Genomic DNA, 12,595 nt, shown 5'->3' with positions numbered 1-12,595 from the left:
GTGCGCATCGTCCTCGTCACGGGCCCCGGCGGCGCGGGCCGCACCACGCTGGCTGCCGCGACCGCCCTGGCCGGCGCCCGCCGGGGCGCGCGGGCACTCCTGCTCACCACCGGGAGCAGCGCCCCGGAAACGGTGCTCGGCACCCCCCTGGGTGCCGACGCCCCCACCCCGATAGCGCCGGGCCTGCACGCCCTGCGCATCGACCCCGGCGACCGCTTCCGCCAGGAATTCCTCGCCTTCCAGGACCGGGCCGGCGCGGCCCTCGACCTGCTCGGCGCCAGCCCCCTGGACGAGGACGAACTCACCGAACTCCCCGGCTCCGAGGACTTCGCGCTGCTGCACGCGCTGCGCGCCGAACACGCCTCGGGCGACTGGGACATGGTCGTCGTCGACATGCCCTCGGCCGCCGAAGCCATCCGGCTGCTCGCCCTGCCGGCTCAGATACGCCGCTATCTGCGCCGGCTGCTGCCGCCCGAGCGCCAGGCGGCCCGCGCGCTGCGTCCGGTGCTCGCCCAGCTCGCCGGCGTCCCGATGCCGGCCCAGAAGCTCTACGACGCCGCCGAGCGCTGGGAGCGCGAACTCGCCGCCGTCCAGCGGGCGATCGACGACCCCGGCACGTCCGTACGCCTGGTCACCGACGCCGGCCCGGTCGCCGCCGCCAACCTGCGCACCCTCCGCGCCGGCCTGGCACTGCACGGTCGGCGCACCGACGGTGTGATCGTCAACCGGCTGCTGCCCACCGGCTCGGCGGACCCGTTCCTCGCCGCGCTCTCCGGCAGCCAGCAGACGGCCCTCAAGGCGCTGCGCGAGGAGTTCCCCGACATCCCGGTCCACGAGGTGCCGCACCTGGGCCGCGACCCGCAGGGCGTCGACGAGCTGGACGAGTTGATCGACGGGCCGACCGGCGAGATCGGCGCGGACGGACCCGTCGACGGGCCCCGCCCCGACCCCTGGACCGTCGAGGACCGGCTGGCCGCCGACGGCCTCCTCATCTGGCGGGTGCCGCTGCCCGGCGCCGAACGCAAGGGCCTCGGCCTGGTGCGCCGCGGCGACGAGATCGTGGTCACCGTCGGCCGCTTCCGGCGGATCCGCACGCTCCCCTCCGTGCTGCGCCGTTGCACCGTCTCCGGCGCCGGACTGCACGACGGCGCCCTGGAGATCCGCTTCACGCCGGATCCGGAGCTGTGGCCCAAGAGCGACTGAACGCGGTACCACCGTTCGGGTACCGTCGAGAGTGGGCCTGGCTCTGACGCGCCCGTCCCGCACCCTTCGCCGTCCCGCCTCGCCGCAGGAGTCACGGAGTTCCTCATGAGTGATGCCACCGAGCGCCCCGCCGACCGCGGGGCCGAGCCCGACGCCGACGCCTGGGAGACGGCCTGTGCCGAGGACCTCGCGGCCGAGAAGACCCGGCACCGGGCCGCCCATGGCCCGCAGCCGGGCAGCGCGGCGGAGGAGCTGCGCAAGCTCGCCGACGCGGTGACCGACAAGCTCGCCGGCATCCAGCTGCCCGGCGCACTGGGCGGAATCGCCGCGCAGGGAGCCGTCAACCAGCTGTTCAAGCAGGCCAAGGCCGCCGTCGAGCCGGTCATCGAGCGCAACCCCGACCTCTTCGACCACCTCGCCGCGGCCGGCTCCGAACTGCTCGCCGCCTACCGCTCCGCGGTCGAGAGCAGCGAGCGCCGCTGGACCCGCGACGACCTCGACGAGGGTCCCGACGGCCGCCGCGGCGACGATCCGCGCGACGACGACGGCCCCACCGGCACCGAGCGGATCGATCTCGACTGAGCCCCCACGGCCCCGCACCACGGGGGAGGCCGCCCACGTCCGACGCCTGAAGGGCACGGTCGCCGCCGCCACCTCCGGTACGGTGGGTCCTGGCGGGGTTCGAGCGAAAAACTGAGGGACACATGGGACTCACCATCGGCGTCGACATCGGCGGCACGAAGATCGCGGCCGGCGTGGTCGACGAAGAGGGCTCGATCCTTGAGACGTGCAAGGTTCCGACTCCGCATGCCACCGACGCGCTGACCGAGGCCATCGCGGACGCGGTGCGTACCGTCGGGGCCGGCCATCATGTCGAGGCCGTCGGCATCGGTGCCGCCGGCTATGTCGACGAGAAGCGGGCCACGGTCCTGTTCGCACCGAACATCGACTGGCGGCACGAACCGCTCAAGGACAAGGTCGAGCAGCGCGTCGGCCTCCCCGTGGTGGTCGAGAACGACGCCAACGCCGCGGCCTGGGGCGAGTACAAGTTCGGCGCCGGCCAGGGGCACAGCGACGTCATCTGCATCACGCTCGGCACCGGCCTGGGCGGCGGCATCATCATCGGCAACAAGCTGCGCCGCGGCCGCTTCGGCGTCGCCGCCGAATTCGGGCACATCCGGGTCGTGCCCGACGGCCTGCTCTGCGGCTGCGGCAGCCAGGGCTGCTGGGAGCAGTACGCCTCCGGCCGTGCCCTGCTGCGCTACGCCCGCCAGCGGGCCTTCGCCACCCCCGAGAACGCCGAGATCCTGCTGGCGCTCGGCGACGGCACCTCCGAGGGCATCGAGGGACGGCACATCAGCGAGGCCGCCCGCCAGGGCGACGCGGTCGCCATCGACTCGTTCCGCGAACTGGCCCGTTGGGCCGGCGCCGGTCTCGCCGACCTCGCCTCGCTCTTCGACCCGTCGGCCTTCATCGTCGGCGGCGGCGTCTCGGACGAGGGCGAACTGGTCCTGGGACCGATCCGCAAGTCCTTCCGCCGCTGGCTGGTCGGCAACCAGTGGCGGCCGCACGCCCAGGTACTCGCCGCCCAGCTCGGCGGCAAGGCCGGTCTGGTCGGCGCGGCCGACCTGGCGCGCCAGGGCTGACCGCCCGAGGGCCGTCAGCGCCCGCTCATCGGTACGGCACCGTCCGTCGCGTCCCCCAGGGATGCGGCGGACGGTGCTCTATCTTGGCCGCGTGACGATCCCGGTGAGAGGACCCGCCGCCTTGATCCCGCTTCCCGACTCCCGTACCGAGCCCGACGGTACGGCCGTGATCCGGGTACTCAGCTACAACATCCGCTCGATGCGCGACGACCGGGCGGCGCTGGCCAGGGTCATCCAGGCCTGTGCCCCCGATCTCGTGCTGGTCCAGGAGGCGCCGCGGTTCTTCCGCTGGCGCAAGGCCGCCGAGCGGCTGGCCCGCGCGGCCGGGCTGGTGTACGTCACCGGCGGCGGCACGACCGCGGGCCCGATGATTCTTTCCACCCTGCGCGCCCATGTGGAGCGCACGGAGGACGTACTGCTGCCCCGCAACCCCGGACTGCACCAGCGCGGTTTCGCCACCGCCGTGGTCCGGATCGGCGGGGCCCGGCTCGGTGTGCTCAGCTGCCACCTCAGCCTCGCCGCCGGGGAGCGTGCCGAGCAGGCCGGGCTGCTGCTGGAACGGCTGGCCGCCCTGGACGTGCCGTACGCCGTCGCCGGGGGCGACCTCAACGAGCGGCCGGAAGGCCCTGGCTTCCGGCGGCTGGCGGGAGCGCTCACCGATGCCTGGGCGGCCGAGCCGTGGGGCGGGGAGCTCACCTCCACGCCCCGTGACCCGCATCAGCGGATCGACGCGATCTTCGCCACGAAGGGTGTGGAGGTCCTCGGCTGCGGTGTGCCGAGCGGGCTGGCGGGGGTGCGGGAGAGCGACCTCACGGCCGCGACGGACCATCTGCCGGTGCTGGCCGCCCTGCGGGTGCCGGCCGGGGGCTGACTCACACCACCGCGCCGCTGCCCGGCAGGTCGTTGTCGTCCTCGTCGTCATTCTTCATCCGGGTCACCAGGGTGGCGAAGCCGCCGAGGAAGCCGCCGATGCCCAGGACCGTGCTCCACCACGTCATCGGCTGCTGCAGCAGCACCATGGTCACCAGCAGCACCGGACCGCCGATCACCGCGATCCAGGCGAACTTGGTGGTGACATCAGCCTGCGGCAGCGGGGGCGGCTCGGGCGGGGTGAAGTGGCCCTCGTCGCTCTCGTCGAAGTCGTCGTCGGACGCCTCCGCGGGGGTCCAGTTGCGGGGGCCGACACCCGGCGCGAAGACGACAAAGCTGCCCGGACGGGCGGTGTCGCCCTTGCCGTCCTTGGCCTCGTCCCCTTCGGCGCCTGCCTCGGCACCGTCCGCGGCGCCTTGCTCGGTGTCCTCCTCGGCGTCCTTCGTGCCGTCGATCCCCGCCGGCTCGTCCGTGCCGTCGACGCGGTCTCCCGCCGGGGGGAACGACGGCTGGTCGCCGTAGCCCGCCACGATCTCGGCCCAGGCGGCCTCTTCGTCCAGCGGGTCCCGGGGGTCGCGGGGGCTACGCTCCGCCACTGGCCGCCGTCCCCTCCTGAGCCGCGTCCGCCCGCGCGTGCGGCGCGAGCCGGGTGATGAAGGCGAAGGTGTCCCGGAAGATCTGCTCCGCGTCGTGGTCGAGCGTGGCGACGTGGTAGCTGCGCTCCAGCAGAGTCTGCCGGACGTCCGTCGAGGACACCCGGCTCAGGATGCGCTCGGAGTCCACCGGCGGGACGACATGGTCCTGCGGGCTGGTCATCACCAGCAACGGCTGGGTGACACCGGGGAGTTCGGAGTCGACCTGCTGGAAGAAGCGGCGCACCGAATACGCCGCGTGCAGCGGCACCCGGTCATAGCCGACCTCCTCGGCGCCGGGCTTGGCGATATCGCTCGTCAGCCCCTTGGTCGTCCGTACGAGATGGCGCAGCACCGGCAGCAGCGGCCCGGCGGCGTCATGCACCTTGTTGGCGGGGTTGACCACGGCCACCCCGCTGACGGCGTCGCCGTGTTTGGCGGCCAGCCGCAGCGCCAGCGCGCCGCCCATCGACAGGCCGCAGACGAAGACCGTGCTGCAGCGCTCGGTCAGCGCCCGCAGCTCGCGGTCGACCTCGGCGTACCAGTCCTGCCAGGTCGTGATCTGCAGGTCCTGCCAGCGGGTGCCGTGACCGGGCAGCAGCGGCAGACTGACCGTGAGCCCCTGTTCGGCCAGGTATTCGGCCCAGGGGCGTACGGACTGGGGGGAGCCCGTGAAGCCGTGGCACACAAGGACGCCGACCTCTCCGCCGTCACGGCGGAACGGCTCGGCTCCGGGAAGGAGCGGCACCGGGGGACTCCGATCGATGAGGGGGCCTGGCGAGTTACCTCAGGGTACGCAAAGTGACGGCGGGCGGATAGGTCCGGCGACGGCCGCGGACGAGCGCGCCACCGGGGCAGGTTAAGGTCTTTGCGTCACACACAGGAGGCAGTCGGTTGATCTACGGCGCAATGAAGTTTTCCATCGGCGGGTCGCTGAAGCTTGCCTTCAGGCCCTGGGTGGAAGGCATCGAGAACATCCCCGCCGAGGGCCCGGCGATCCTCGCGAGCAACCACCTGTCCTTCTCGGACTCCTTCTTCCTGCCCGCGGTACTCGACCGCAAGGTCACCTTCATCGCGAAGTCCGAGTACTTCACCTCCCCGGGGGTCAAGGGCAAGCTGACGGCCGCGTTCTTCAAGGGCGTGGGCCAGCTGCCGGTGGACCGCTCGGGCGGCCGGGGCGCGGGCGAAGCGGCGATCAAGAGCGGTATCGAGGTGCTGGAACGCGGTGAGCTGTTCGGCATCTACCCGGAGGGCACCCGCTCCCCGGACGGCCGCCTCTACCGCGGGAAGCCGGGCGGTCTGGCACGGGTGGCGCTGGCCACCGGGGCGCCGGTCATCCCCGTAGCGATGATCGACACCGAGAAGGTGCAGCCGCCGGGCAAGGTCGTGCCGAAGATGATCCGGCCGGGCATCCGCATCGGCAAGCCGCTCGACTTCACCCGCTATCAGGGCATGGAGGGCGACCGCTTCATCCTGCGGTCGGTCACCGACGAGGTCATGTACGAGATCATGAAGCTGTCCGGCCAGGAGTACGTCGACATCTACGCGACCGCGGCCAAGCGGCAGCTGGCCGAGGCGGCGAAGGCCGAGGCGGCACAGGCCGAGGCGAAGAGGAAGGCCGAGGCGGAGCGGGCCAAGAAGGCGGCCGCCGAATAGCACGAGCAGGGCCGAGACCGGGCGTGAGCGCGCCCGGCGAGGGGACGGCAATGACGGACACGGATACGGACCTACGAACGGTGAGCGCCGCCATGGCCGCCCGACGCCATGGCAAGCGCCCCCCGAAGGTGCTGCGGATGTCCGTCGAGCTCCCGCTGTGGCGCGCGCTCACCGGCTACCGGATCCTCACCCTCGTCTACACCCTGTGCCTGGTCGCGCTCTCCTACCGGCGGTACGAGCATCCGCTGGGTGCCGCCGCCTACATGGGCGTGCTCACCGTCTGGATGGTGCTGACCTGGCGCTGCACCACCTCGGCGGAGCGCTGCACCCGGCAGTTCCTGGTCGCCGACCTCGGCTTCGCGGTCGGCGGCATCCTGCTCACGCTGGTGGTCGACAGCCACGCCCGCATCATGGACGGCGGGCCGACGCTGCCGTCCATCTGGACGGCGGGCGCCGTCCTGGGCTTCGCGATCAAGGGCGGCTGGCGCTGGGCCGCGGTGGCCTCCACCATCGTGGCGGTGGCCAATCTCGTCGAGCGCCAGGAGCTGGCCCGCGACACCGTCCACAACGTGGTGCTGGTGTGGGTGGCCAGCGTCGGCCTCGGCTATGTCGTCGAGGTGGCCCGCTCCAGCGAGCGCACCCTCGCCCGCGCCCTGCAGATCGAGGCCGCCACCCGGGAACGGGAGCGGCTGGCCCGCGACATCCACGACAGCGTGCTGCAGGTGCTGGCGATGGTGCAGCGGCGCGGCGCCGAGATCGGCGGCGAGGCGACCGAACTGGGACGGATGGCCGGTGAGCAGGAGGTTGCGCTGCGGACCCTGGTCGCCGGCGGGCTGGTCTCGCCGCCCGGGATCCGGCCCGGCGGCGCGGTGCCCACGGTGCCGCACCCGGCCGGCGAGCCCTCAGGGGAGGGCGCGGCGGCGCCTGCCACGTCCGCATCGGCGCCGTCCGGCGCCGGACCGTGCGACGTCCGGGCCCTGCTGGCGCCGTACGCGGGCGCCGGTGTCACCTTCTCCGAGCCCGGTGCCCCGGTCGCGCTGCCGCCCGCCGCGGCGGGCGAGCTCGCGGCCGCTGTCAGTGCCGCGTTGGACAATGTACGGGTGCATGCGGGGGCCGGTGCCCACGCATGGATCCTGGTGGAGGACGAACCGCACGCGGTGATCGTGACGGTCCGCGACGACGGCCCCGGCATCCCCGAGGGCCGGCTCGCGGACGCCGAGCGCGAGGGCCGTTTGGGGGTGGCTCTGTCGATCCGCGGCCGGCTGCGGGACCTGGGCGGCGGCGCGGAGTGGATCTCGGTCCCCGGACAGGGCACGGAAGTGGAGTTGACGGTCCCCAAGGGCGGTGCGCCCAAGGGCGGAAAACGGGGGAAGGCCGGAAAGTGAGCGAGCAAGGGCTGAAGGTCATGGTGGTCGACGACCACCCCATGTGGCGGGACGCGGTCGCACGGGATCTGGCGGAGGCCGGGTGCGAGGTGGTCGCGACGGCCGGCGACGGTCTCCAGGCGGTGCGCAGGGCGCAGGCCGCGGGGCCTGATGTGCTGGTCCTGGACCTCAATCTGCCGGGGCTGCCCGGCGTGCGGGTGTGCAAGGAGCTGGTCGGCGCCAATCCGGCGCTGCGGGTGCTGGTGCTGTCCGCGAGCGGTGAGCATGCCGATGTCCTGGAGGCGGTCAAGTCCGGGGCGACCGGCTATCTGCTGAAGTCGGCGAGCACCGAGGAACTGCTGGACGCGGTGCGGCGCACGGCCGCCGGCGATGCGGTGTTCACGCCGGGCCTGGCCGGTCTGGTGCTCGGCGAGTACCGCAGGCTGGCGACCGAGCCGGCCCCGGCGACGTCGGACGAGCCGGGCGCGCCGCAGTTGACGGACCGGGAGACCGAGGTGCTGCGCCTGGTCGCCAAGGGACTCTCGTACAAGCAGATCGCCGAGCGGCTGGTCATCTCGCACCGCACGGTCCAGAACCACGTCCAGAACACCCTCGGCAAGCTCCAGTTGCACAACCGTGTGGAGCTGGTGCGGTATGCGATAGAGCGCGGCCTCGACGAGGCGTGACCGGCGCGCTCACCGGCCGGATCCGCTCGTACGGGTGAACGCCCCGGCCAACTCCCCGGTAAATCCCCGACATCCCCGTTTGTCCCATCCCGGAGTGACCCAGATCACCATTAGCGTGACCGGGGTCGGCTCATACACGGCCGTACGCGGCCACTGACGGGATGTAGGTGAAGCAGCGATGCGGGTCGGAGTACTGACCGGCGGTGGCGACTGCCCGGGTCTGAACGCAGTGATCAGAAGCATCGTCCGCAAGGGCACCCAGGAGTACGGATACGACTTCGTCGGCTTCCGGGACGGCTGGCGCGGGCCGTTGGAAGGCGACCTGATGCCGCTGGACATCCCGGCGGTGCGCGGCATTCTGCCCCGTGGCGGCACCATCCTCGGCTCCTCGCGGACCAACCCCTTCAAGGAGAAAGACGGCGTCCGCCGGATCAAGGAGACGCTCGCCAAGGAGGAGGTCGAGGCACTGATCGCGATCGGCGGCGAGGACACCCTCGGCGTCGCCGCCCGGCTCTCCGGCGAACATGCGATCCCCTGTGTCGGCGTCCCCAAGACCATCGACAACGACCTCTCGGCCACGGACTACACCTTCGGCTTCGACACCGCCGTCGGCGTCGCCACCGAAGCCATCGACCGGCTGCACACCACCGCCGAATCCCATATGCGGGTGCTGGTCGTCGAGGTGATGGGCCGGCACGCCGGCTGGATCGCGCTGCACTCCGGCCTCGCCGGCGGGGCGAACGTCATCCTCATTCCGGAGCAGCGCTTCGACATCGAGCAGGTCTGCCGATGGATCGACTCCCGCTTCAAGGTCCGCTACGCCCCGATCGTGGTCGTCGCCGAGGGCGCGATGCCCAAGGACGGCCAGATGGTGCTCAAGGACGACTCCACCGACTCCTTCGGCCATGTCCGGCTGTCCGGTGTGGGGGAGTGGCTGGCCAAGGAGATCGAGGCACGTACGGGCAAGGAGGCGCGCACGACGGTCCTCGGGCACACCCAGCGCGGCGGTACGCCCAGCGCCTTCGACCGCTGGCTCGCCACCCGCTTCGGGCTGCACGCCATTGACGCGGTGCGCGACGGCGACTTCGGGAAGATGGTCGCGCTGCGCGGCACGGACATCGTCCGGGTGCCGATCGCGGAGGCGACCGCACAGCTGAAGACCGTCGATCCGGCGCTCTATGCCGAGGTCGGCGTGTTCTTCGGCTGAGCGGGGCCCCTGTCCTGCCCTTCCCGTACCCCACATCCCGTACCCCGCAGCCCCACGGTGCCGTCCGCCACTCCGGGCGGCACCGCCGAGCGATGGGCCGTATATTCGCCCTACGGTCCATCGCGACATATCCGGCCTATCGCTCGTAGGCGGGAGAATCTGATCCGGCGGAAGAACCCTGGAGAGCTTGTGCAAATCGTCGCCTTCGGCGTCCAGGCGGATGAGCGCCCGCTCCTGGAGAAGGCCTTCGCCGGCCCTCACCAGGTCCGCAGCCTGGATGTCTTCCTCAACCGTGACACCGCCCCCATCGCGCACGGCTACGAGATCGTCAGCTCCAGCGTGAACGCCGATCTGGGCGCGGACGTCCTGCAGGTCCTCGCGGCCGGCGGGACGAAGATGATCGCCCAGCGCTCCACGGGCTTCAACAACGTCGATCTGCAGGCCGCGGCCGACCTCGGGATGAGCATCGGACGGGTCGCCGCCTACTCGCCCTACGCGGTCGCCGAATTCGCCTGGGCCCTCGCCCTGGCCATCAACCGGCGGATCGTCCGGGCCACGAACCGCACCCGTAATTTCGACTTCCGGCTGGACGGCCTGATGGGCCGCGATCTGCGCGGGCGCACGGTGGGCGTGCTCGGCACCGGCAGGATCGGCGAGGCGTTCACCCGCATCGCCCACGGCTTCGGCATGCACCTCCTGGGCTGGGACCTCGCCGAAAACCCGAACTGCCTCGCCCTGGGCATGAAGTACGTCTCCCGGGAGCGGCTGTTCGCCGAGGCGGATCTCATCACCCTGCATCTCCCGCTGGTGGAGGACACCCGGCAGCTGATCGACGCGGCCGCGCTGGCCGCGATGAAGGACGACGCGATTCTGATCAACTCCAGCCGCGGCGGACTCGTCGACACCGTGGCCCTCGTCGAGGCGCTCAAGGCCGGCCGGCTCACCGGCGTCGGCCTGGACGTCTACGAGGAGGAGGCCCGGTTCTTCTTCTTCGACAAGTCCCTGGACATCATCAGCGACGACACCCTCGCCCGCCTGATGACCTTCGGGAATGTGCTGATCACCTCGCACCAGGCGTACTTCACCGAGGAGGCGGTGGGCCAGATCATCGAGGCCACCGTGGCCAATGTCGAGGACTACCTGGCCCACCGCACCAACGAGAACATGCTGGTCACACGAGGACAGCTGCCAACAGCTGCGCGGTGACCGAGGCGCCGTCCAGGGTCAGCACCGACTCGGGGTGGAACTGCACGCCGGCAAAGCCCGGACCGCGCAGCGCATGGACCTCGCCGGACCCCGCGTCCCGGCTCAACTCGACCCGGTGCATGGCGAGTTCGGCCGCCGTGGTGTCGTCGCAGCGGGCCGTGAAGGTGTTGTAGAAGCCGACCGTCTCCTCGCGTCCGAAGAAGTCGATCCGCTCCTGTGCGCCCTGGTAGGGCACCTCCTTGCGGACGATCTCCAGCCCCAGCTCGGCGGCGAGCAGTTCATGCCCGAGGCAGACCCCCAGCAGACCGTCGCGGTGTCCGGCGACCAGCTCGGCGGTCAGCGAGCGCAGCAAACGCATCTTGGGGTCGGCGGCGTCCGACGGGTCGCCCGGCCCCGGGCCCAGCACGACCGGGCCTCGGTGCGCGCGGGCGGCCTCGCGCAGCCCCGGCTCGTCGAAGCGGCGCACGGTCACCGTCAGCCCCGAGGTGCGCAGCAGATGCGCCAGCATCGCGGTGAAGGTGTCCTCCGCGTCGATGACCAGCGCGTGCCCGCTCAGCTCGGCGGTCGGCGCGGTGGTCTGCATCCGCAGCCAGAAGGGCGCCAGGTCGGTGCGGCGGGCGTCCAGCGCGGCCCGCACCCGCGGGTCGTCGGCCAGCCGCGGCGGCGCCTCCCCGGCCGCCGTGCGCGCGGGTGCCGGCCGCACCCCCAGCGCGCTCAGCACCCCCGCGGCCTTGGCATGCGTCTCGGCGACCTCGCTGTGCGGGTCGGAGGCGCGCACGAGGGTGGCGCCGACCGGCACCCGCAGCCGGCCCTCGGCGGAGATGTCGGCGGTACGGATCAGGATCGGCGAGTCCAGCGTCTGCGCGCCGCCCGCGTCCCGGCCGATCAGCGCCAGCGCCCCCGCGTAGTAGCCGCGGCCCCGCCCGTCCGGGCCCACCGGCTCGTGCCGCTCGATCACCCGGCAGGCGTTCTGCACCGGCGACCCGGTGACCGTCGCCGCGAACATCGTCTCCTTGAGCACCTCGCGCACATCGAGGGTGGACCGGCCGCGCAGCTCGTACTCGGTGTGCGCGAGGTGCGCCATCTCCTTGAGCCGGGGCCCGATCACCACCCCGCCCTTGTCCCCGACGGTGCACATCATCTTCAGCTCCTCGTCCACCACCATGGACAGCTCCTCGACCTCCTTGCGGTCGCCGAGGAACGTCAGCAGGCTCTCGGCGGTGGGGCCGCCCTCCGGGTAGCGGTAGGTGCCGCTGATCGGATTCATCACGACCGTCCCCCCGGACATCCGGACATGCACCTCGGGGCTGGCGCCGACCAAGGTGCGCACCCCGGGGCGGTGCACCACATACGTCCAGTACGCCCCGCGCTCACCGGACAGCAGCCGCCGGAACAGCGCCAGCGCATCGGCCGCAGCGAAGTCCGCGATCTCGCCCTCGAACGTCCTGCGGATGACGAAGTTCGCGCCCTCGCCGCTGCCGATCTCGTCCCGTACCACCCGCCCGACGATCCCGGCGTAGGCGTCGTCGTCCACATCGAACGCCCCGTCCGTCACCCGCACCTCCTGCACGGGCAGCGCCGCCAGCAGCTCGTCCAGCGGCAGTTCGGCGCTCTCGCGGGGGCGCAGCACGGCCAGCGGCGTGCCGTCGTCATGGGCCCGGAAGCCGCGCTCGCGGATCTGCCGGAACGGGATCAGCGCGAGCGCATCGGTCACCGGCGCGTCCGGCACCCCCTCACCCAGCGGGATGTCGGCCAGCCGCCCGACCTCGTCGACCTCACCGATCAGCACCTCGGCGGTGGCGGCCGCCTCCCGCCCGGGGGAGCGGCGGTGCAGCAGGGCGAAAGGCGGGCAGGCGGGGTCGAGCAGCCGTCGGACGAGTGCGGCGGCGTCGGTGCGGGCGGGAGGCTCGCGGTGCATGACGGGGTTCCTTCCAGGGAGAGGAGGAACGGCCGCCGGAAAGGCTGAAGGCCGCCCCTCGGGCGGCCTTCGCGAAGTGTGTGGTGTGCGCGCGAATCAGTGGGCCGCCGGATGAGCGGTCCACCACCAGTTGCTGTTGATCGTCGGTCGCGTGCACATGAGGGGCACCCTACCGGACCGTCCGAGTGCAGTGCGTCTCAAAGTCCG

The 12,595-nt window shown here is 72.2% G+C and carries 12 protein-coding genes; 9 read left to right on the top strand and 3 right to left on the bottom strand.

What is annotated here, in order from left to right:
- The 4 genes from ACGFWI_RS35905 (at position 1) to ACGFWI_RS35890 (ending at position 3,720) form a co-directional block, all read left to right on the top strand.
- Positions 1-1,203 (top strand): ArsA family ATPase, encoded by a 1,203-nt coding sequence (locus ACGFWI_RS35905; protein ID WP_393910264.1) that lies wholly within the window; start codon positions 1-3, stop codon positions 1,201-1,203.
- Positions 1,204-1,308: 105 nt separating this feature from the next.
- Positions 1,309-1,785, top strand: coding sequence for a DUF5304 domain-containing protein (locus tag ACGFWI_RS35900; RefSeq protein WP_393910263.1), 477 nt, complete (start codon positions 1,309-1,311; stop codon positions 1,783-1,785).
- Positions 1,786-1,907: 122 nt separating this feature from the next.
- A complete protein-coding gene (locus ACGFWI_RS35895) occupies positions 1,908-2,849 on the top strand; it encodes an ROK family glucokinase (RefSeq protein WP_393910262.1) in 942 nt (313 codons plus the stop codon).
- Positions 2,850-2,970: 121 nt separating this feature from the next.
- Positions 2,971-3,720, top strand: a complete 750-nt coding sequence (locus ACGFWI_RS35890) for an endonuclease/exonuclease/phosphatase family protein (protein ID WP_393910285.1) — start codon at positions 2,971-2,973, stop codon at positions 3,718-3,720.
- Between the two features lies 1 nt (position 3,721).
- Here the strand turns inward: ACGFWI_RS35890 and ACGFWI_RS35885 are convergent, their stop codons facing one another.
- Positions 3,722-4,315, bottom strand: coding sequence for a hypothetical protein (locus tag ACGFWI_RS35885; RefSeq protein ID WP_393910261.1), 594 nt, complete (start codon positions 4,313-4,315; stop codon positions 3,722-3,724).
- Positions 4,302-5,099, bottom strand: a complete 798-nt coding sequence (locus ACGFWI_RS35880) for an alpha/beta hydrolase (protein ID WP_393910260.1) — start codon at positions 5,097-5,099, stop codon at positions 4,302-4,304. The genes ACGFWI_RS35885 and ACGFWI_RS35880 overlap by 14 nt, the downstream gene beginning before the upstream one ends.
- A 161-nt stretch (positions 5,100-5,260) precedes the next feature.
- Here ACGFWI_RS35880 and ACGFWI_RS35875 point away from each other — a divergent pair, with 161 nt between their 5' ends.
- The 5 genes from ACGFWI_RS35875 (at position 5,261) to ACGFWI_RS35855 (ending at position 10,470) form a co-directional block, all read left to right on the top strand.
- Complete coding sequence (locus ACGFWI_RS35875; protein WP_393910259.1) at positions 5,261-6,007, top strand: lysophospholipid acyltransferase family protein; 747 nt, start codon at positions 5,261-5,263, stop codon at positions 6,005-6,007.
- Between the two features lie 92 nt (positions 6,008-6,099).
- Positions 6,100-7,392 carry a MacS family sensor histidine kinase gene (gene macS / locus ACGFWI_RS35870; protein ID WP_393910284.1) on the top strand — a complete coding sequence of 431 codons (1,293 nt, stop codon included), beginning with the start codon at positions 6,100-6,102 and terminating at the stop codon, positions 7,390-7,392.
- Between the two features lie 20 nt (positions 7,393-7,412).
- On the top strand, positions 7,413-8,057 hold the full coding sequence (locus ACGFWI_RS35865; protein ID WP_393910283.1) for a response regulator: 645 nt from the start codon (positions 7,413-7,415) through the stop codon (positions 8,055-8,057).
- Positions 8,058-8,235: 178 nt separating this feature from the next.
- Positions 8,236-9,264, top strand: a complete 1,029-nt coding sequence (locus tag ACGFWI_RS35860; protein WP_393910258.1) for a 6-phosphofructokinase — start codon at positions 8,236-8,238, stop codon at positions 9,262-9,264.
- 189 nt (positions 9,265-9,453) lie between these two features.
- On the top strand, positions 9,454-10,470 hold the full coding sequence (locus ACGFWI_RS35855) for a 2-hydroxyacid dehydrogenase (protein ID WP_393910257.1): 1,017 nt from the start codon (positions 9,454-9,456) through the stop codon (positions 10,468-10,470).
- Here ACGFWI_RS35855 and ACGFWI_RS35850 read toward each other — a convergent pair.
- A complete protein-coding gene (locus tag ACGFWI_RS35850; protein ID WP_393910256.1) occupies positions 10,436-12,388 on the bottom strand; it encodes an anthranilate synthase family protein in 1,953 nt (650 codons plus the stop codon). The two genes, ACGFWI_RS35855 and ACGFWI_RS35850, sit on opposite strands and share 35 nt — an antisense overlap.
- Positions 12,389-12,595: the final 207 nt, after the last annotated feature.

The sequence above is a fragment of the Streptomyces sp. NPDC048434 genome (assembly GCF_043200375.1).
In the GTDB taxonomy this organism is placed as follows: Bacteria; Actinomycetota; Actinomycetes; order Streptomycetales; family Streptomycetaceae; genus Streptomyces.
Note: the sequence above shows the minus strand (reverse complement) of the source record. Positions and strands in the feature narration are given on the sequence as shown.

Bases quoted from the DNA above. Each gene is read 5' to 3' on its own strand.
- ACGFWI_RS35875 (WP_393910259.1), top strand. From the start codon at position 5,261: ATGAAGTTTTCCATCGGCGGGTCGCTGAAGCTTGCCTTCAGGCCCTGG.
- ACGFWI_RS35850 (WP_393910256.1), bottom strand. From the start codon at position 12,388: ATGCACCGCGAGCCTCCCGCCCGCACCGACGCCGCCGCACTCGTCCGA.
- ACGFWI_RS35865 (WP_393910283.1), top strand. From the start codon at position 7,413: ATGGTGGTCGACGACCACCCCATGTGGCGGGACGCGGTCGCACGGGAT.
- ACGFWI_RS35900 (WP_393910263.1), top strand. From the start codon at position 1,309: ATGAGTGATGCCACCGAGCGCCCCGCCGACCGCGGGGCCGAGCCCGAC.
- macS (WP_393910284.1), top strand. From the start codon at position 6,100: ATGGCCGCCCGACGCCATGGCAAGCGCCCCCCGAAGGTGCTGCGGATG.
- ACGFWI_RS35860 (WP_393910258.1), top strand. From the start codon at position 8,236: ATGCGGGTCGGAGTACTGACCGGCGGTGGCGACTGCCCGGGTCTGAAC.
- ACGFWI_RS35895 (WP_393910262.1), top strand. From the start codon at position 1,908: ATGGGACTCACCATCGGCGTCGACATCGGCGGCACGAAGATCGCGGCC.